Source organism: Paenibacillus polysaccharolyticus (assembly GCF_900102085.1).
Lineage (GTDB): Bacteria > Bacillota > Bacilli > Paenibacillales > Paenibacillaceae > Paenibacillus > Paenibacillus polysaccharolyticus.
This window is the reverse complement of sequence record NZ_FMVM01000002.1, coordinates 386,779-407,621: the sequence shown is the minus strand read 5'-3', so window position 1 is coordinate 407,621 and position 20,843 is coordinate 386,779. Positions and strand designations below refer to the sequence as shown.

General features: G+C 41.6%; 15 protein-coding genes. 2 read left to right on the top strand and 13 right to left on the bottom strand.

The window, feature by feature from the left end:
* Window positions 1–59: 59 nt before the first annotated feature.
* On the bottom strand, window positions 60–2,774 hold the full coding sequence (locus tag BLQ13_RS04230; protein WP_244159211.1) for a glycosyl hydrolase family 95 catalytic domain-containing protein: 2,715 nt from the start codon (window positions 2,772–2,774) through the stop codon (window positions 60–62).
* A gap of 130 nt (window positions 2,775–2,904) precedes the next feature.
* On the opposite strand from BLQ13_RS04230, the gene BLQ13_RS04225 reads away from it, so the two are divergent.
* On the top strand, window positions 2,905–3,840 hold the full coding sequence (locus tag BLQ13_RS04225) for a helix-turn-helix transcriptional regulator (protein ID WP_090916315.1): 936 nt from the start codon (window positions 2,905–2,907) through the stop codon (window positions 3,838–3,840).
* Here BLQ13_RS04225 and BLQ13_RS04220 read toward each other — a convergent pair.
* A complete protein-coding gene (locus BLQ13_RS04220) occupies window positions 3,803–4,366 on the bottom strand; it encodes a GNAT family N-acetyltransferase (RefSeq protein ID WP_090916313.1) in 564 nt (187 codons plus the stop codon). The two genes, BLQ13_RS04225 and BLQ13_RS04220, sit on opposite strands and share 38 nt — an antisense overlap.
* Before the next feature lie 244 nt (window positions 4,367–4,610).
* Window positions 4,611–6,119 (bottom strand): MFS transporter, encoded by a 1,509-nt coding sequence (locus BLQ13_RS04215; protein ID WP_090916310.1) that lies wholly within the window; start codon window positions 6,117–6,119, stop codon window positions 4,611–4,613.
* Window positions 6,120–6,251: 132 nt separating this feature from the next.
* On the opposite strand from BLQ13_RS04215, the gene BLQ13_RS04210 reads away from it, so the two are divergent.
* Complete coding sequence (locus tag BLQ13_RS04210) at window positions 6,252–7,073, top strand: MerR family transcriptional regulator (RefSeq protein WP_167375636.1); 822 nt, start codon at window positions 6,252–6,254, stop codon at window positions 7,071–7,073.
* 91 nt (window positions 7,074–7,164) lie between these two features.
* Here BLQ13_RS04210 and BLQ13_RS04205 read toward each other — a convergent pair whose 3' ends face one another.
* The 10 genes from BLQ13_RS04205 to BLQ13_RS04160 all read right to left on the bottom strand — a co-directional run bounded on the left by BLQ13_RS04205 (window position 7,165) and on the right by BLQ13_RS04160 (window position 20,836).
* A complete protein-coding gene (locus BLQ13_RS04205; protein ID WP_090916306.1) occupies window positions 7,165–8,799 on the bottom strand; it encodes a hypothetical protein in 1,635 nt (544 codons plus the stop codon).
* On the bottom strand, window positions 8,783–9,529 hold the full coding sequence (locus BLQ13_RS04200; protein WP_090916304.1) for an ABC transporter ATP-binding protein: 747 nt from the start codon (window positions 9,527–9,529) through the stop codon (window positions 8,783–8,785). Before BLQ13_RS04200 ends, BLQ13_RS04205 begins: the two co-directional genes overlap by 17 nt.
* Before the next feature lie 328 nt (window positions 9,530–9,857).
* A complete protein-coding gene (locus tag BLQ13_RS04195) occupies window positions 9,858–10,649 on the bottom strand; it encodes an SDR family NAD(P)-dependent oxidoreductase (protein WP_090916302.1) in 792 nt (263 codons plus the stop codon).
* A gap of 37 nt (window positions 10,650–10,686) precedes the next feature.
* Window positions 10,687–11,688, bottom strand: a complete 1,002-nt coding sequence (locus tag BLQ13_RS04190) for an AraC family transcriptional regulator (RefSeq protein WP_090916300.1) — start codon at window positions 11,686–11,688, stop codon at window positions 10,687–10,689.
* 270 nt (window positions 11,689–11,958) lie between these two features.
* The gene (locus BLQ13_RS04185) at window positions 11,959–12,759 is read right to left on the bottom strand and encodes a class I SAM-dependent DNA methyltransferase (RefSeq protein WP_090916523.1); all 801 of its coding nucleotides are present in this window, start codon (window positions 12,757–12,759) and stop codon (window positions 11,959–11,961) included.
* 11 nt (window positions 12,760–12,770) lie between these two features.
* Complete coding sequence (locus BLQ13_RS04180; RefSeq protein ID WP_090916298.1) at window positions 12,771–13,307, bottom strand: NADPH-dependent FMN reductase; 537 nt, start codon at window positions 13,305–13,307, stop codon at window positions 12,771–12,773.
* A gap of 41 nt (window positions 13,308–13,348) precedes the next feature.
* Window positions 13,349–14,017, bottom strand: a complete 669-nt coding sequence (locus BLQ13_RS04175; RefSeq protein WP_090916297.1) for a tetratricopeptide repeat protein — start codon at window positions 14,015–14,017, stop codon at window positions 13,349–13,351.
* Window positions 13,986–15,905, bottom strand: coding sequence for a hypothetical protein (locus BLQ13_RS04170; RefSeq protein WP_090916293.1), 1,920 nt, complete (start codon window positions 15,903–15,905; stop codon window positions 13,986–13,988). The genes BLQ13_RS04175 and BLQ13_RS04170 overlap by 32 nt, the downstream gene beginning before the upstream one ends.
* On the bottom strand, window positions 15,889–18,327 hold the full coding sequence (locus BLQ13_RS04165) for a lantibiotic dehydratase (protein WP_090916291.1): 2,439 nt from the start codon (window positions 18,325–18,327) through the stop codon (window positions 15,889–15,891). The genes BLQ13_RS04170 and BLQ13_RS04165 overlap by 17 nt, the downstream gene beginning before the upstream one ends.
* A complete protein-coding gene (locus BLQ13_RS04160; protein WP_167375635.1) occupies window positions 18,299–20,836 on the bottom strand; it encodes a lantibiotic dehydratase in 2,538 nt (845 codons plus the stop codon). Before BLQ13_RS04160 ends, BLQ13_RS04165 begins: the two co-directional genes overlap by 29 nt.
* Window positions 20,837–20,843: the final 7 nt, after the last annotated feature.

Sequence of the window (20,843 nt, the reverse complement as noted above, 5' to 3'; positions counted from 1 at the left end):
AATATTTGTAAAAGGATTTTACGATGCTCAAAGAAAGTCAGTTTCTACTGAATCTATATCTATGCCGTACTAAAAACGATTGAAGTCTCCTGATTTTCTTGCAGTGTTAAGTTCACATATTTCTGCTTGCCATGCATGTGAACTTGTACCTCTACTCCATCGACCAGCGCGGTTGTCCATGGCAAACCCAAACTTAGTCGAATGGTGTTATCTTGAATAAGTGAGGACAAAACTACGCTTGTTATCCCCACGGATTGATCCCATGACAAACGGCTTACTCTCACTTGTGTTCTTGCCATTAGCCCTTCGATGTGACCCGATATCCAGTCTGAAGAAAGTGCAGGCAACACTTCAATCTCTCCCGTGTTGGAATAGAGCAGTGCTTCCTGTACCGTAGCAACTACACCAAAAGCTGTGTCCGTACAATAACAATGATTTCTACGGTTGGTATCATGATCAGTCATTAAAGAATCATAATAACCCCCTTCGATCATCATCGGCAGAAGTGAATGAAGGACACCATCTGCATTTTTCAAGCGTGCATGTACGAGTGCTTTATGCATCCAGCCATGTCCTGCTGTGGCATCCGTTGTGTTAAACTGGTCTCTGTTTGCCAGAGCTACAGCAGAAGCCGATGCGAGGTCAGCATCACTGTGGGTTTCATACGCAGGCCAGGCAGCATATAAATGACTCAAATGCCGGTGATTGTTGTTTTCAATATACTCGGCCATGGCCCATTCGCAGAGCGCACCATCTTCATCGTAACGATATGCTGGTAACTGTTCCAGCAACTTGTTCCACTTGCCTACCGCTTTGTCATATCCGGGGCGCTTTAAAGCCATCTCCGCCTGAATAACCATGTTTAATCCATCCCGTGCTGCAGAAATATCCATCGTAGCGTTAGCGGTGATGGTGCTGTTATAACCGATTGGGTGATTTTCAGGAGAGTACGTAGGAATAATCATATAACGCTCTCCGGCAAGTAATGATTGTTTGCCTGGTTCATAACGTGATTGTCCCGCAACATCTGTGAAATACTCAGGTGTACAGATTTGCTCCCAGAAGTTAGCCTGTTTGGTGAGCAGCGGTAGCAAAATATCTTGAAGCAGATTCAGCGTACCGCGTTCTTTCAAACTTACAAATGCCTCATCAGATAAGCCGTTATCATTGACAGATAACAGCGGTTGCAGACGATCAATGTTCATGTCCTCTACTATGGGAATATCCCGATTGCCGAAACATTGCCAGTATTCAAAAATAGGAAGTAAACACCAGCTCGCGCCGGCATTCCAATATTCAAAAGGATAGTCGTTATCATATTCGACATGCATAGCACGATCTCCGTCCGAGTTAACACTTACCTGAATCGCATCATGCATGCCATAGGCCATACGGGCATTAGCTTCGAAATCCGGGGCATTTCTGAGAAAAAATGAGATGTACCCAAGCTGAGCTTGTGTCAGACTCCCCGTATTCATGGCTGCGACCTGCAGGTTCACGTTCGCATCAAGTGTGTAAATGCCTCTCCATCCCGGATTCCACTCGCCTGTCCACATTCCGTATAAGCGAGGTGCACTGCTTCCGCTGCAACAGATCATAGCATACCGCCCCTGGTTATAGACCTGTTCCATAAAAGCATGATTAATTCGGTTTGGGGATGCCCGTTGCAGTTCGATGAGTTTCAGATTATCCACATCTTTGTGTTCCTCATCACCACCGAGAGCAAAACGTACAGCGTTAAATTCACGGGAATGCCATGCTGCATGTAATGAAAGTGCCTGTTCATAATCAAATGCACATTGCGCATGACTATACTTCTCCACGACCGACTGGGTGTGCTGTAACAACTCATCTACAAGGAAGTAGCTTGAGCAGTCGGCAAAGTTCTCTATACTGCCCATCTCATGAGTTCGTCCCGAAGTTGTGATCAGAAATACGGCATCGGCTTCTTTAATCTGAATTGCAGGGTTCCGTTCAAGTCCTACATTCATCTCCTCGTGGGTATCTTCCAGCACAATACGTTCCTTCGTACCATTAACTACAATAACTTGAGTGACACCTGCATATCCTCCATGGCACAACTCACTGCCTGCATAAGATGGATAGTGGGCCACTTGAGCAAGATAACGGGCTTCGGGATCCACCAGTTTTTTGTATCGAAGTGCATGAACTTCGGACATCCCATTATGCGCTCCGTCCATATGTGAAATATCATCAAGCTGCAACACCATATTTATTTTTTTGCCAAGATTCGAATGCTCCAGCTTCGTGATGGACACGTCATCAATTCTGGATGTAAACGAAGTTCGTACCCACAGGCCATCGTTGTCACGATATTTTACGCCCGTTTCAGCCGTTTCATAGTTCGTCCAACGTTCATAATCTGCAACTTGTCCTCTGTTCACCATGTTCAAGCGAAGCTGATGACCTGGATGGTAACTGTAATAGAATGTTCTTACACGGGTCTTACCATTGTTGTGTTTGATTTTCCATTGGTCATTCTGTTCAAATACATTTTGTCTGGCTTCCTGCAATTGACTAGTCAATTCTGGTGGTATCTCTCTGGGGTCAGCGGAAGGGAAATTGAACCACATATGTTGAAAAATAAAGCTGTCGGAATACGGTGAACCTGACGTGATATAGCCGTTTCTTCCATTACCACTCACCATGCCATCTCTCCAGGCATGACCCGGATTTAAAGCGGGTATTTCGGTATAATGCAGAGCGTAATTGCCTCTATCGTACAGATTAGTTCGCGTTTTCGTTTTTCCCAACTTCTTCTCCCCCGTTTCCCAATCTTGGATTCATAGATATAATTATAGAGATGAGCAATGGAGTTGTGTTATCACAAGAGCCGACCAAGTTCCGTTCATGATGTCGCATTATGACAGAGGAGAATAGACCATGAATCTACCCCCGATAGATATTGATGATATGGATATCAAGTTAAAACTCGATGACCTTGTCCTTAACGTACTTTATGTAAAATTCGGTTATTTTCATCAAACGATGCCCAAACACAGCCACAGTCATGGAAGCTATGAGCTTCATTATATTCCGAGCGGTAAAGGGCTTCTTATTGCCGACGGCCAGCATTATTCCTTAACGCCCGGCACGTTGTTTATGACTGGCCCTGAGGTCGAGCATGAGCAAATTCCAGATCAAACAGACCCCATGGCTGAGTATTGTATTTTCTTCGAGATTATTACGGGACCACTTCAACTGAAACAAAACACAAGAGATCTTCCGAGAAAAGGGCTTCTCTCTAGGTGGCTACTGGATACGCCTTTCTGGATCGGTCCCGATCAGGAAAACATGATGACTTTATTTGAGATGCTTGCTCGGGAGGTGTCACTCAAACATATAGGTTTTCATCAAATGACATCGAACATACTTGAGATAATTGTAGCTCGAACAATCAGACACTATCACCAAGGTCCTAATGTGCTAAATGCACCAGTTAAAACACTCAACGATAGCAGGCTTGTGACCATTGAAAACAGTTTCTTATATGATTATCAATCCATAACACTGAAACAGCTTGCGGACAAAATTGGATTAAGTACAAGGCAGACAGAACGGACCGTGCGGAAGCAATACGGAATGTCATTTCAGGACAAAAAATGGCAAGCGCGTATGGAGGCTACAGCACAGCTTCTGCTGACGACCGATTTGCCGATTCGGGAGGTAGCGATCGCGGCAGGCTTTTCAACACCGGAACGATTCAGTCATTCGTTTAAAAAATATTATAACCAGTCTCCCTCTAAATATCGCAGTGAGAATCGTATAACCTTGACTGCGTCTAGCTCTTCCGATAAGCAACCCTATGAAAAGCATTGATATAACGAAATAGTGCTTTACCATCATCAGGCACATGCTTGCTTCTACCCAGTGGCAACATCATTGCCTGATACGGTTCTGGCACCATGCTATATTGATGAACATAGGAGGTCAGGACAAATCCGTTCCGTTGCCAAAACTGAACACGTTCCAGATGAGCCTCCGTTGTCCCGGACTCCGCCTCGATAATCATGCCATTGATCCCATGTTCCCTTATTCCCCAATCTCTAAGCTGTTTCAGCATCCATGTCCCTATACCCGACCCACGCAACTTCTGTTCAACCGCGAGATAGTCGATGATCAGGAGAGAATCTTCACCCTTTCCCACTAGCCCAGTAACCGCCATAGCAACTACATCCCCCTGATGAACCCCCATGTGTAAATAACCAATCCCCCGATCCAGCATACTGCGCAGAATCACTTTTGTCTTGGCGCCATATGGAAAAGCCTCTCGATAGATCCGCTCCATCCGCGCCCACAAAGCATCATCCCAGGTCTCTATCGTCGTAAACTCTAATTCCAGCACTTTTATCGCCTCCAGATGGTTATCACAATTCCTGTCTCATGTTTTTGATCAACAGTGAGTCCTATTAATTATACTATTTATAAAACGAAGTCAGCTTATCCTGATCAAAACAAAGAAGCCGCTATTAAAGCGACTTCAATGGGAGTGGAAGAACGCTCCCCGCCTTAAACCTGCTCGCACAGGTTTTTACTTACATATTACGTTTCTGAACAGCATTCAGAATATGTTCCCCCCCCCCCGCACCTTATCCCAAGTGCCGCGGTTCTTCTACTTTTTTTATTGATCGTGATCCAATCCATAACATGCTTAATGAAGCAACTACCAGTAACACAATAATGGCTACAATAACAGCGGAAAAGGACTGATCAAACGCAAATCGCGCGGCCTGTTTCAATGTTTCCGAGGCTGTTCCAGGCAGCCCTTCTGCTACGATTAAAGCTTCATCCAAACTATCTTTCACATTTACTGGAACAGTCAATCCTGTTGGGATTTTCATGGTTAATGTGTACACAAGACCTGATAGACTGCCGATTATGGCTATTCCTGTAGCTCCACCAACTTCATATCCCACACTTTCCATCGATGCAGCCATACCTGCCTTTTCATACGGAGCACTGCTCATTATAGAATGAGAAGCTACCGTCATCCCGCCACCTAAGCCTACTCCAAAAATGGCTAGTCCTAATACCTGCCCAGCAATGCCCGAATCCAATTGTACAAGATAGATTCCCAATCCGGCTGCTGTAAGGAATAGAACAGCACTCTTGATATAAATAACATTGAAGCGATTCAAGAGCATTCCGGTCACTGGGGCTGCAATGACAGATGCAAAAGGGATCGTTAACGTATATACTCCGGCTAGTAGTGGGCTGAAACCTTCTATTAATTGAAGCCGTTGCGTCACAATATATTGGATTCCCGTCATAGCAAATAAACCTACCAATGCCGTAATAAATCCTGTGGTAAACAGAGGTATCTTAAATAATGAAAGGTCAATAAGTGGGTCAGAACTTCTGTTTTGACGACGTATAAAGATAACAAGTGCCACAATGCCGACAGCAGCTCCGATTACTGCAAAAGTTACCGAACCTTCGCGGCGAGTAAACTCCTTGATCGCATAAATTAGAGTCACCAAGGCAATCATAATTTGGATTGAACTGGTGAAGTCAAATTTTTTACTTCTATTCCCTTCATGTTTAGGAACAAGCAATATGGTTAGTACAAATGCTAGAATTGCGATGGGTAAATTAATTAAGAATACAGATCCCCATGAGAAATACTCGAGAAGAAGTCCACCTACAATGGGTCCAAGTCCTGCACCTCCTGAGGCAACAGCACCCCAAATGCCAATAGCCAAGCCTAACTCACGCGGATCTGTAAAAGTAACTCTGACGATTGCCATGGTAGCAGGCATCATAATCGATGCTCCAACAGCAAGAAGTACCCTTGCCGCGATCAAAACATAGGGGTTGGGAGCAAAAGCCGCAGTAAGTGAGGCGATTGAAAATATAATCAAACCGATTAAGAAAACCCGTTTATAACCCAGGCGGTCTCCTAATGTCCCCATTGCGGGAAGCAAACCCGCCATAACAAGGGAGTAACCATTTAATATCCATAATTTTTGTGAAGCAGTCGCACCTAATTCATGTGTTAACGTTGGCATAGCCGTGTAAAGAATGGTCATATCCATGACGATGAGTAAGAGTGCACTGGATACAATGATTAAAATCATCCAGCGTTTGAATGTTGACATAAGTAATCTTCCTCCGTACGAATTATTTTAAACTTTTAACATATTGAACTATAATGTATAGGGTAACCCTATAGTCAACAAACAATTTCAGCGAATTTAATACATAGCTATAGAGGCATGGAGGATAGAAAAATGTCGAATATATCAAACGAATATTTCACAACCAGTGAACTAGCTAAAACTTGCGGAGTGACTAAACATACCCTTTTTCATTATGATGATATTGGACTGTTAAAACCTGAATTTGTCAATTCTAAAGGCTACCGTTATTATTCCGTTCAACAATGTCTTGTACTTGATTTGATTATGGTGCTCAAAAAAGCCGGGAGTTCACTAGAGGAAATCAAGGTGTTTCTCCAGAAGCAAAATACGCCTCTATTAATCAATATGTTAAAAGAAAAACAGGTGGAGTTGGAAAGAGAACAACGTAGAATTACTCAGATGCAAAATATTTTGACAAGTGCCATCAAGATGACAGAGAAAGCAACAGTAGAGTTACGAAACGCACCAATGATTCTTGAATGCCTAGAGGAATATTTTATAACGACCCAACTGGATGCAGGTGATGGTGATAAGGAGTTTGCCAAAAAATTAACCGAACATCGAGACTTTTGTGAAACACACTATATCGATCATGAATTTGCGATTTGGACGATTATAAGTAAAGACCGATTTGAATCCGGGGGCTATTATCCTGAATACATAGCAAACCAAATAAAGACCTCCATTCCTGAAGAAAAGATGTTGATCAAACCTGCAGGTTTATATGCAGTTATAGATCACAAAGGATCATACGATAGCATGCCACAAACGTATTCTATCATTAAAAATTTCATTGCACGTAAAGGAATGTATATAAGCGGAGATGTATATGCATTGGAACTGCACACCTATTGGACAGAAAAGAATCCAGACGACTATAAAATAAGGATATTTGTTCAGGTATCACATTGATCTCTTCCTCATTTGCATGCCAGATGAATAACAAAATCCCCCCTTCTTTTTAAAAGGGAGGATTAATGTTAAACGTTTAATATGTTCACTCTCATTTGACTCTAAAATGGTGATGAGCATATTTGCTGACAAGAGGTACAGCACTGAATAGATAACCTACAGTCAACACGATTATGGTAGCAGTTAACAACCAGAGTGCAGGACCTAGAATGATCGCGACAACAATACCTAATGAGATCAGACTGTTCACGATTGTAAAAAGAGGATGATTCGTATCCAACTCGGCTGTGTAAGGCTGGAGCACATAATACAACAATAGATGATGTACTGAGAAAAAAACAGCCAGCGTAATGATTAAAATCCAGATAGCAAGAAGTGAATCTATATTCCGTCCCTCACTTAATATGAGTACAGACACACTTATGACAGCCGCAAAACACAAGCCTAATTTTAAATTGGTGCTTAATATATATTTAAACCTCAAAAGGGAATGCTGTTTCGCATCCTTACGGTAAAATGCATAACGCATAAGTGGTATATCGCAATGATAGAATAACATTTTGCAGATTTGACTACCTACCGTCAGACTTAGCATGGCTAGAATGAGTAAAGGCGTAAATCTTTCAGCCTCATACAGCGAAATATGATCTTTAAAAATGAATGCCAAGCAAGATAATAATAAACCAATGATCACAATAGCGATTAAACGTCTGTGGAACGGTGCGCGGAGGAGATTAGAGTGCCTCTTAACAAATAATTCATGCATCTGCTCGTATCCCTTTTTGTTTACGGTGCTCTGGACGCTCTGCTCAATGACATCGAGGTTAGTGGATGAAGGCTGGCTAGGACCGCTCCCCTTCGACTGGATCATTCGTTGTTGAAGATCAGCGATCATGATTTCTTTGTTTAACAAAGGATCAGCATAGGTTGTTACTGCTCGCACTACAGCGGCATAATCCGTATATTTGAGCAAAGCATACCCAGCGACAGTCCCTGACAACACGATGATGGTCACAAACCATCGTTGATCCAATATTGCAGCCCCAAATAAAGGAATGCTCCATTGGGTTAAAGGAAGGTAAGCGAGAGCAAGTGCGATTAACATTGTTAAACTCGTAGCCCACGTTTTCTGTATGAGAACAATGCCTTTCTGCTGAAATATTGCCAAATGTAAAAATTCGCATAAGACTCTCCAACAAGTCATGATTAAGACGACCAGCAATACATGGCTGATCGAAAAATTGAAAAATAAGGAGACCAGTGTAAAGGCTATCCCTTGATACAAGAAAAATGTGGTATACCTGTGAAACAGTATAGCTCGCATATATCGACTTGGTGCTATTCGCATAAGCTTGATTGCAGTATACTTCATCTTATTTGTTTCCAGCACTTTTGCACTCGTTATTGCACCCATCACGCCACTAATGCAAAAATACATATGAAGAACAAGCGTAAATTGCTCTGTAAAATGACCTTCCGTCCATATAAGGATAGGCAGTACGAGCATTCCCAAGAAGTAGAGTAAGCTCTCTATTAAACCCGCACCGAACATCAAAATAACTGCGATTGCACCTAATGTGCGTTTCGCCCGGAAAGCAGTATACGTTTGATCACGAATTAAAATGCCTACGACCGGTAACCTTTGTAGTAAATATATTAAACGGTTGACTAGCGTGATCACCTGCAACTGCCACATGAGAGAAACCGTATTAAAGATTCCCTGCATCGGAATTCTCCTTCTGGCTACCCTCTTCGCCTTCATGTCGCAATAACTCAATTATTTGTGCTTCAAAGTCGGGTTGAGTGAGAATGTCAGGTGAAATCCGAGTCAAACTCCCATGATTTAGTATAACTAATTCGTCACACAGATCCGTTGCCAGTTGTAAGATATGGGTTGAGAAAATGAGGATATGATCCTTTTTTATATCACGCAGCAGTTGTTTCATCTCGCTCGCCACGATGACGTCAAAGGAAGTCAAAGGTTCGTCCAGGAGAATCACTGCGGGTTTCATCAGTAAGAACAACATCATTTGAACTTTATTTTTCATTCCGTGCGAATACTGTTTAATGAGTTTGTGGCGGTCTTCTAATGTCATGTGCATCATGTCGAATAAGCCATCGATGTCATTTCCTCGCCCTTCGATTACATCAACGTTAACATCTATAAAAAATCGTACAAACTCATATCCCGTCAGAAATTCAGGTAACATGGGTAGAGAATAAACGTAGCCTACATCATCGATTTCCAAGTGACGCGATGTTGATTCGTTAATAAGTTCCATTGTGCCGCTATCCGTCTGAATCTCGCCACCCAGACAATTGAATAATGTGGTTTTTCCAGCACCATTTCGTCCAAGCAGGCCATAGATTTTTCCCTTCTCGAACTGAAAATTTAAATCACTTAATACGTGTTTCTCACCAAAAGTCTTCCTTACATTCTGCAATACCAGTTTCATTGATTAACTCCTCGCTTCCAAAGCCATTATTTTCGTTCATATACAAATTGATTAATTGTTTAGTTTTCATACTTATCAATCCCTTCAAGTTATTTTCATAAAAGGATAGCCATTCACATCCCTTTAGAAGGTAAATCGTCTTAATGGAACCCAATAGCTAATCTTGGGAAATTAGACAATTACTTAATCTTGTATTCGATCTTGATTTATAATATTCCTTGTTGTATCTGCAAATAAAAGAAAACGAACTATTGAATGATAGTCCGCTTATGCAAGTTATTGAATTACTAGTTCCTGTCCATGTAAACCACTTATGGCTGTAACTTCATTAGTAAATGGTTGGAACCAGTCCCCCATCCATACGAATCGGTGAACCTTTAAATGGCGCTGCATAAGGGCTGCATACAAATGTTGCTAGTCTTCCGATCTCGCTTGGTCTGATGAAACGCTGCAACTCGGATTGGGGAAGATTGGCCGCCATGAACTTTTGTTCTTTCTCATCAAAGGTCAGACTCTCATCCTGGATGACACTCTCTATGATCTGCTCTACATTCTCCGAAAGGGTTGGTCCAGGCATGATCGTATTGACCGTTACTTCCGTACCTTTTGTCAATTGGCTTAGACTCTTCGATAAAGAGAGTAGCATGGATTTGGTTACAGCATATTGCGGCATATGTCCAGGCATCACAGCTTCTTCACTCGCGATAAAGATGACCCTTCCGAAGCCGCTGTCCAGCATGATTGGTAAATAAAACTTGGTCAGTGCGTTTGCGGAAAGAACGTTTGTCTGAATATATTTTTCCCATACAGCGTCGTCTACATCATAATAGGACATGATTTCGTAAATCCCGGCATTGTTGATCAAAATATCAACCTGTGGGAACGTTTTGAACAAAGCTTCACGTTCATCGGCGTTGACGATATCGGCAGCCGCGTTTTGAGGAGAAGTGTTCGGATAGGCAGATTTGATCTCGCGAACGACTCGTTCTACCTCTTCAGCACATCGTCCATTGATAAGTACGTTGACACCTTCTTGGGCTAACTCCATAGCAATCGCTCTACCGATTCCTTTGGTGGAGCCTGTCACCAATGCTGTTTTATTATTTAATCCCATATCCATAAACCATTTCTCCATTTCTGTCTAGTTTGGCGTATCTCTACGCATGTTCGCTTCGCCAATTGGCAGGTGTATCTCCTTCCCAAGCACGAAATGCACGGTAAAATGAATTCTGATCTTCATATCCGATCAGGAATGCGACTTCCTTGATATCAAGCGATAAGTCTGCCAGGTACATCCGTGCTTGTTCATGCCTTGCCTGGGTGAGCAGATGTACGAAACTTGTTTTCTCATCCGTTAATCGGCGCTGTAAAGTGCGGTCACTCATGCCCAATTCCTTAGCGATAGTCTGTACTTCTGGACGTCCGGCGCTTAAGCTACGCTTCATGATCCATTTGACCATGTCCGACATGGAACGATTTACTTTGTATTCATGTAGCGTATGATCCAGTGCAGGGCTCAAAATCTCAATTAACTCTTCATTGTAGGTGAGGAAAGAAAGATCCAGGTCTTTTCGATGTAACGTCAACCGATTTCTACTGCCATTTGTCTGGACGGGGCAACCAAAATAAGCTTCGAGAGCTTTTTCATCTCCCATCGGTTGAGTAAATTCTACCGCACTTGCAATAAGAGGCCGTCCTGTTCCCTTCCGTCCCAATTCAAGCAGGAATGCTAATGTGATGCCGACCAGTAATGGCGGACAAGTCTGATCGGTGATGATCCACTCCAGATCAATTGTAAAACTCTCCCCCGCCTCAACCATCTTTAATCTTTCGGGAGGACAAAGTTGTTTATACCTGGCCATCCGATGCAATGCATCGCGATAATTACGGGCATGATAAGTGGCTAATATCGGCGGTGGATACTTCGTTACTTCATAAACGGTTGCAAGATTGATGAGCCCTTGGGCAATATCGCCTGAAAGGTCAGAATACGCTTGCCAAATAGCATAATATTGAGCGGTATTTACCGTCGTTTCGGAAATGATGGTAAGCGGTAATCCGGCTTTACGAGCTAGATCATGTGAGGCAATCCCTAACTGACGCAGTCCTTCCCAGAGACCTTGTGGCATTTTGATACGGTTATAGGAATGGGATGACATTCATTTGTACCTCCTTCTGTTGACTGACACACTCGAATGACAAACCTCCCTCGTCTTCGCTGACTCATGAATATGATGATACCCTTAACTTTCTGATATGTAACTAGCACAGGGTGACAACAGACCAACAAATTACGCCATTTTCTAAACCATATTCAGGTCATGTTACAATCCTTTCTTCGAATATCCTTCCGTGTATTTTAGCTCTATGGAAAACTGTTCCCATTAACATAAAAAGTCGCTAAATTAGCGACTTAAATGAGAGTGTTTTTAATTCCTCGACATGTGTGCTTTCATATTATCAGAAGATTCGTTCTTTTGCGCAACAATAAAAACACGGTCCTCTTCTTCCGGGGTTTCAATAGGAGCGGATAAGTCTTTCAATTTGGAAAAGTGGACTTGGTTCCATCCCACTTCTAGAAGAGAGGCCTTTACTTCATCTAACCTAAAACAGGTATTGGTGATTGAATGTACAAATCTGTCGTAATCCCCATTTTGGTTTTTAGAGAAACCTGTCATATTTGTAACGGCTCTTAAATTCATTTCGTCATAGAAACTTCTAGATACAATCATGGATTCCTCATTGTCCTCAATCACGATATTGGTCCATCCTTTAAGACCTTTATTGGTATTCAGATCAAAAATAAAGATCCCGTGATCATCGGTCACGTTATAAACGGAACGAAAGCATCTCTTTAAGGCATGCATATCAGGTAAATGGTTAAGGGCATCGAATGTTGAAACAATGAGACCAAATTTCTGCTCCAACTTGAAATCAGTTGCATCTGCCTGTACAAATGCAGCCTGTCCTGTCTCAACATATCTGGAATTGTTTCGCTTTGCGTAATTCAACATCCCTGAGGAAAGATCGATACCCGTTACTTGAAATTCTTTTTTTAGAAAATAATGAGCTAAGTGCCCTGTTCCGCAACATAAATCAAGAACGTAATTGTTATCAAGGTGTATAGCCTGTTCAACGTAATATTTCCAAATTCTTGGCGCTGCTTGAAGAGCGAAGTTTGACCATTTTTTATTATATAATCCGGCAAATACATGACCATACGTTTCCATGTTCATCACACTCACGATCTATGTTGGAATCGATAGGAGACCTCTTGTAACAAACCTAAGAGGACGCTTTTAAACTGTGATTGAGCTTCTTCGCTTAATTCGTTATTCTCTGACAACTCTTTTTCACACACGGAGATTTGCTGAGGAATAACATGAGCATGTAAAGAACGAAATATTAAGCGCATCGAGTTCAGGGTATTGATGCCTGATCTCATTCCGCCTGAAGTTGACATTAGTGCGATGGTTTTATTTTTAAATCCTGATCCATCTTGGTAGTCCAGTAAGTTTTTCAGTGCGCCAGAGTACCCTCCATGATACTCTGGCGAAGAAATAATGAAAGCATCAGCCGCCTTTATTTTCTCTGAAACGATATTCATCTCTTCTGTTAGAGGTACTACTGGGCTGTATAAAGGAAAGTTCGTATCACATACACAAATGATCTCTGTATCGTGTCCTTTCTTCTGCAGCGTTCGACTTGCCATGTTTAACAGTTTTTTTCCTAGCGAATTTGGATTCATACTTCCATTAATCAGAACAATTTTAGCCATATCGCTCCTCCTATTTCTACTAAAAAGGTTTTAATTGTTTTTTAATTGGTATTTTTCAATTGTTCTAACCTGCTATTCATTTTTACAATCCATGACTTAACCTCCGTGTCGGCATGTAAACCGTAAGATTCTTGCAAGGCTCCTAAAGCCTTGGGATATTTTTTTAACTTCATATAACTTATCCCGAGCAATCGCCAGCCATAAGCATCTTGGGGATGTTCTTTCAAGTAAGGGGTAAGCCATAAGCATGCTTCTTGTTCTTTCTTAGTACGAATATACAGTAGCGCCAGTTCAGTTATTGCCCATTTTTTATGGACGCTATCTACATAATTGAGATATAACTGCTCCATATCGTTCGTTCTATTTTGTTTTTTCAGAATTTGTGAATACAACGTAGCGTATTCCAAGTGATCAGGGTGCAATCGGCAAAGCGCAGATAAGCCAGTCGTTGCTTGCATCCATTCTTCCTTCGAAATAGCAGCTTGTACTAAATTATGCCACGCCTTAGAATGACTTGGGTCTTTAAGAACGACATTGTTCCACAGTTGTGTTGCTTTGAATAGGTGGCCGTGAGCAAAATATACATTTCCAAGATGATAAAGGGAATTTGTATCCCTTCTCCAAAAGTAAACAGAGCGCCAAAAGAAAGATAGGATATAATAAGTCACTTTGGATCCCTTATGAGGAGATCGTTGCTCCAGTTTCTTCAACCAATATTCCCCCCGTGTATAACTTAAGTAATAGCTTTCTTACGGAGGCCTCCTGCTTCTCTGGAAACTTGTTCAATAAATTGCCTATTGTGATTGGATTTTTGCATTGTGTAAGAACGGTGACGATAGCTGGAGAGATCGTGATAAAGCTATCTTTTTTACAATCATACAGTATACGTGTTTCCTTTCTCTCAATGGCTACGCTAGCGTACTCCTTCTCCTTACCTGGAACAGTTGGTTGCATATTTTTTTCTAATTCCGATAGAGAGTAAGGTAAGGTGTACATTTTACATGAAGGTGAGAGCGACACTACTAAATCTTGCTTCAACACGGGTTCAGCTTCTGAATCCGCTTTTCGAGGTGGATCTAAGAAGAGCTCCGTATCATCTACAGCCAGCACATCACGAGGAAAGTCGTATCTTTCCTTATGTTGAAGCTCCCCTACTAGTGAAGAGGCAAAGCTAAGAAAATGTTTACTGTCCCAACCCGTTTCTGTTCGGAAAGGATAACTCCGTTGCAAATCTTTCTCCGGGTTTTTCTCAGCGATCCACTCGATTCCGTATTCCTTGGATTTATTCCAAAAGCTGCTACCCTCATAAAGACGGAAAATTTTGAAACGAATATAACGATCTGTCCATTCGGAATGTTCTTTCAGAAAGGATATAAATTCTGTAAATCCTTCCGGAGAAGTCAGCGGATAACCTAGAACGACAGAATGGTACACCGGAAGTTGCTGAGACCTGCATGCTTGCCAAGTTTGAAGCATCTTTTGCTTGACCTGTTCAACGTTATCCCTTTCAAGCCAACCCTTGATCTCCCAGTGGACCCACCGTAGCCCTCTACTCTTTAGCCATATCAATTCATCCTCTTTCAAGGATTGATCGAATTTGAGATAGATCCCCCAAGGGACTTCAGTATGTGATTTTTCCAAGCGTTCTCCAAAGTGTAGAGCTTCTTTCAAAGTCGTAGGTTCATAAAAATACAGGCGTTTATCCGCTAAGTGCTTGCTCTCGGTTAACCAGGAGAAAAATGAATCGTCCTGCATCCAGTTCTTCTGTACTCGAACATCTCGGTAAGGAGTCCAATATTCAGCTGACTCTAATTCCCCGAATCCCCAGCTGATGTCATGCTTAGAGCTTTGATGCAAAATGAAGTCCTGAGGATGTCTAACAGCTATAACCTGGGCTAGGTTCATCGGAGGATTGCTGATTAAAGCTCTCCCAAAATCCGAAAAAAACGGGCCAGCCCAGGAAATCGACGCATTTGAATTCTTTTCACGAATAAGGGCGGTCAGCGTGTAGGCTGAAACGATTTGTTGATCTGACTCGATCCAAATGATCCATTCTCTCTCTTCGGTTTCTATAATGGATTTCAGGAATGGCTTAAAGGGATTTGTTTTCTCGTCAGTAACGCTCTTCTCCAGTTGCGCTGTACTTTCAGTGGAATACAGTAAATTAATATCATTCATTGCTAATTGAGTTGGGAGATAAGGCAGTTGAAAAAGCTCTATTGCATACCGGATCAGATTTCTTGCCTCTTCCCGTTCGCGTACACCGCATTTTGTCTTCATCGCTTGTACCGCTTCAGGAAGGTTTTTTTCTATGAGGTCCCTTCTCAAAAAGGCCCTAATCAAACCTCTCACATACTCTTGATCTTCTGGTTGAATTTCGTTTCGAACATGCAGTTGATCCCATTCAGATTCAAGTTGTTGATACCGTTCTTTTACCGCATCTGAATCTACGACATCGTTCCAAAACAAAAGATTGGCGTCTACAAATTCAATCTCCGTATAAGAAGCTTGTACAGAAGAGATACAGGACGTTAACAAAAAAGGAATTTCGGAGGGATCTTTCAAAGGTGGATAGATTACTTTAATCGGAAGAGTCATGCCCATTTCCCCTTTCAACAAAGCAGCTTATTCTTAATTCGGCTGTATGATGTTGCTCGTGACCTTTGGTTAGCCAGGTTTCGTTCAGACCGGGTAACATTTCACTTAGAGTACATTCCTCGTCAGTCCAGAATGCATTCCACATTTCCAGAAGAAAGTAGTTCTCAAAATCAATATAAAATGGCTTAGGCTGATTCGCCGTTTTAACGAATGCTTCTTTGGGGAGTCCGTTTACCAAATGAAATTTAAAAGCAGCATAAAAAAGTTCACTGGAAGAGCCTTTATATACTCCATCCCAGAAATTTTCCTTTTTGATCTGCCATTTAGCTCTTTGCACAACTACTTCCCCCATCATCAATCTTGGAGTGAATGAGCCTGTGTTAATAACAAATGGCACCGCTTTAGGTAAAGCGAAGAACGAATGTACCATCGTGTGAAGTTCACCGTTATAAATACGATACATGCCATCGTCCTCTGGAAGAGATATAGCAACACCGTTGTCTAAACATTGCACCTTCGCTTGAGCCAGGGGAATTTTTTGATTTGGGCTATTCGATATGCTGCTCATTTGTGCGGTTATGCCAGGATATTCGAAGGGTACAATTTTAAATCGTTTATTGGATAATAGATTCAACATAGGTTGATGCATTGTGCTACTTTTAATCTTGTTTTCTAATTGTGATGTTAGATTTTCTTCATCACTATGAAATTGCAATGCCCATCCCCATATCATAACGGTATCGTGGATTTCTCCGAGTATAACTTGATAAGTACCATCATTCTTTTTGGCTAGCATCAGGTCGGGAGAGTTAATCCAGCAGAGGTCTGAATCAAATTCATAGGGTGAATCGTTAGGAAGCTCAACAACAAAGTCATTGCTCTTTTGAACAAAGGATTGCACGTGCTGCTCTGTATCCGTTTGTATGTTTTGCCATCGATTTTCCCAGATCTGAGCTTCAGGATGCTGAGTAACATCCTTTATAAATTTCAGATAAGGTACCTCTTTTGCTGACGGATATAGGGCGGTAAATATCTCTTTCGCCAGTTTTTGCTGTTTCTCATACTTTTCTTGGCCATGTTTAGCGCAGAGATTGAGCCATTTAGGTACGCTTTCCCGAATAACCGCTTCAATGGTGCCACCTATCTGTAATTCATCTAATGGACCGTGGCTTTCTTCATACAAAAGAGTACGGTCTGCATATATAGCCCCACCACTTCTTCGGGGATTCTCCCCTGTCCATTCCGTGAAAGACTGCTCCAGTTGGGTCAATGCATTCATCTTTTCTTCCAATGGAAATGAGGCATATGAATTTTTTAAATCCCAGAGCCAATTAATCCTTTGTCTCCATAAGGTTACTTCTGGATGTGTGGGTAAGACTGGATTGTTCAGCCACTCTCTTAAACTGCGTAGGGCATCTGGTTCCGTAATGGAAATGGGTATTTCAATGTCAACCCATTTTTTGCTTTCGAGCCTCGATAACATTGGTTCTGTTTCTTCGTACGTCCAAGGTAAATGATCCGTCAGCTCCAATATGGTTTGAAAATCATGAGAAAGCCCCTCAATCAATGGATGATAACGCTCCTGAAGTGTAATGCGTTTCCCGGAATGAGGGAAATAAAGTGTGGAGCCTTCCTTGTTAAGCAGATAAGATAATTTCACACTACAATAGGGTCTAAACACTTCTTTGACCTTCAAGACGTTGACTAAACTGGACACTGCCCAGTAGGGGAAAAAGGTTCTCCGCTCCCTTTCTTGTCCTGAAACGCTAATAGTGTATGTCACGTCTTCATCAATATTTGTTAATTTGCCGTATTGAATAGGACCAAAATAACTCGTGGTTTCATTTTTTGTGCAAAATCGTTGCAGATAGGAAATTAATTGTCGCTCTATCCGCTTTACTTCTGCATTCCTTTTTTCTAGAGAATTCTGCAGATAGGGTAATAATGCGTTCTTATACATGGATGGGCTTTGTTGAAAAACAGCCTCTTGTAATCGCACGTTCTTAAAGATGTTCTGTAATTGACGTTGTTTTAAACAAAGTTCCTCTTTGAATACTTGATTACTTTCTTCACAGACCATTTCCAAACGTTCAACATTTATTTGATAACGTTTTAATTCATCTAATGCGTTTGAGTCTAATCCACCTGTTTCAAGGCTTGTGATGAGCTCCAGATGTATTGGTTTTCTTTTCGACATCGTTTTGCGAGCTTTTTTCCAAAAAGGAAGTACTGCGTTTGAGATGGAGTCGGCACGTTCCAATTCCTTCAATTGGGTAATACCCTGTTCTATAGCTCTCTCTATGTCATAGCGTTGATGAAACGTTTGAACGGTCTTTTCAAAGCGAAGTTGTTGTATCCATTCCACAGGAAACCCGGTTGAGCGTAAAATAAATTCAGGAAAGTGCTCCCACTTTGGAGTCACGATACCGCTCACCTCCTAATCGTTCGGATACGGATGTTCCTTTTTGAAAAACAGTTCCCCTCATCTCAAAACAGTATTTGCCCTCCTCATCTTTAAGCCACAAATGATCGGGCGAGGGTTCCATTTCAATGAAAGTTACACCTTTATTTTTTTGGAGTAAACTATGGAGCAGTTCGATTGCAAAGAAATTTTCGAAATCAAAGAAAAATGGCTTTTTCTCTGAACCCACCTTAAAAAATACATATCTTGGAAGTTGGTGTTGTTCACGAAGACGTTGCATTTCAACAAAAATGCCAAACACATCCTTGGCGTTACGCAGCCCTTCTAAAGTTGCTTCTCCGAGTTCCCAACGCTCGCGCTGAAAGATTACACCGTTAATTTCAATCCTTGGTGTATGCTCCGAAATTCGGACTACAGGCGAACTCACACGTGAGGGAGCAAAAGCCCATAAATGAATGTTCTCGTCTCCGCTATTGTATAAATAGAGCTGTCTTTGATCCTGATCTATTAATTTCAATTCCCGATCTTCATAGGTTACAACTAGATCACGAATGGACACTACGTCTTGAGCTCTTGTGGATGGTGTACCAAATAGTTTGATAATCGTGCCCGGAAAAGTTTCATGAATAAGTCCTTTGTGCCTCCTTGTATTGAGGATGACAGAGAGGTTTTGGTACATGGGCATATCGGAAATCATGTGATTAATCTCTTCATTTACCTGCTCTCTTTTCGAATCAAAGAGAAGTTGTGAACCCCACATCGCAATAAATTGGTGGACCTCACCCAAAATGATTTTGTAATCTCCTTTGGATAGTGCATCTAAATTCTTAGCTGAAAACATGACATCTGGAGAAGTATGACACTCCTCAAATTTCCTGAAGCGTTTGAAATGCTCGACATCTTCAGAGGTGATGTGAGCGATTGAACCTTCCTGCCGATTCTGAACCAGTTCATCAAGCAGCGTATGAAATTGGTCTAATGCAGGAAAAGAAAGGTCAACCTTGGCTTCAGCCAATAAGGCTTGGGATTGATAGATAAATTCTGAATATGGAATGTGAGTTCGATTGTCTTTTATTTTTTCAAAGATACGTTGTGCAATGGTTTGGTAATAATCCCTCATTACATCACCGTAGGCGGCACTTAAATCAAGAACCGGTTTGAGCCTTTCCATAAAATCATCGTAGAAATTCTGTCCAAACGACAGCCTATCAATGGTTCCCTTACATTCTTCATAGTATAACGTTCGATCCGCATACATTTGCCCTTGGCTTCGCCGTGCCGAGGAACGAGTAACTTCTTCAAAAAGTTGTTCCATACGACCGGTGACATCTTGACGATGATCTAAATCTTTCGCTAATGCTTCTTTTTTCAGATGGATAAACTGCTCCAATATGTCGAGCCATTTTCTCTTACTGCCGTTGTTTAGCGGAAGATCCTTTAACCATGAATACAAGTAATTTAACGGATCAAAAATGGTAGAAGGAATCTCAATTTCAAAAAGAACGATGTTTCTATCGGCCAGTTGTTTGATGTACCTCGTAAGTTCAGGAATACTCAGACCCAATTTTGCTGACAATTGATGCAGATTTTGCTCTTCATTCGATATTTCCTGGACAATCTTTTCGTACTTTGTAGGGAGTAAGACCTCTTTATTCAGGTGTAAAAAGAACAGTTTATTTTGTTGGAGTGTACACATCGGGTGCAGTCTGGGAATCAGAAATTTTTGGATTTCCTGCTCTTCTGTCATACCTTTGGCGAGCTCTCTGACCATCCAGAAGGAGTAATGGATGATGCGCTCTGCGAATTTGCCCGAGTGTGCTTCATAATGCACTGGTTCATGCGATTCCATATCCCACTCTGCATAATTCATTGGTCCGAAAAAACTGGCGGTATCATTTTTCGAACAAAAACGTTGCAAATAAGAATAAAAACGCATTTCCAGTGTTCTAATTTTCGAAGGTCGACTCTCATAGTCCCGATGTGTCATAAAACGAGGATAGGAAATATTGAAAACATCCGGATTAGATATATATACGGCTTCTGCTAAATACGGATCTTGAAATATTTTCTGGAGTTGTTGCCTATTCATCTTTAGTTCTTCAAGAAATTTAGCCTCAGCCCGTCTTATGGTTTCATGGATAAGCAGATCAACATCATGCCATCTCTGCAAACCTTTACGCATAGGGTGATCCGAAGGAAAGAATTGATTCACTTCCTCCAGTTCACGGTTTCGTATCACATTTTTTGCTAGATATTTCCGAATTCGGGACAGGAGGTGTAAGATCGATTTTTGGTTCTGTTCGGCATACAGTTTGACGGACCGAGGAATGATGTCACGTAATAATTGTTCCGTTAGTAATTCTTTATCTTTGTCTAAGGAAGTGACAACGATTAACTGCTGCATAGTTTCTTTCCAGTGGAGCTGCTCTAGTATTTCAAAAGGAAACCCCGTTTTTCTGACAACCAATTTTGATACAAACGTCCAGTCCAAATTTTCGTTGATATCCATCCTGTTC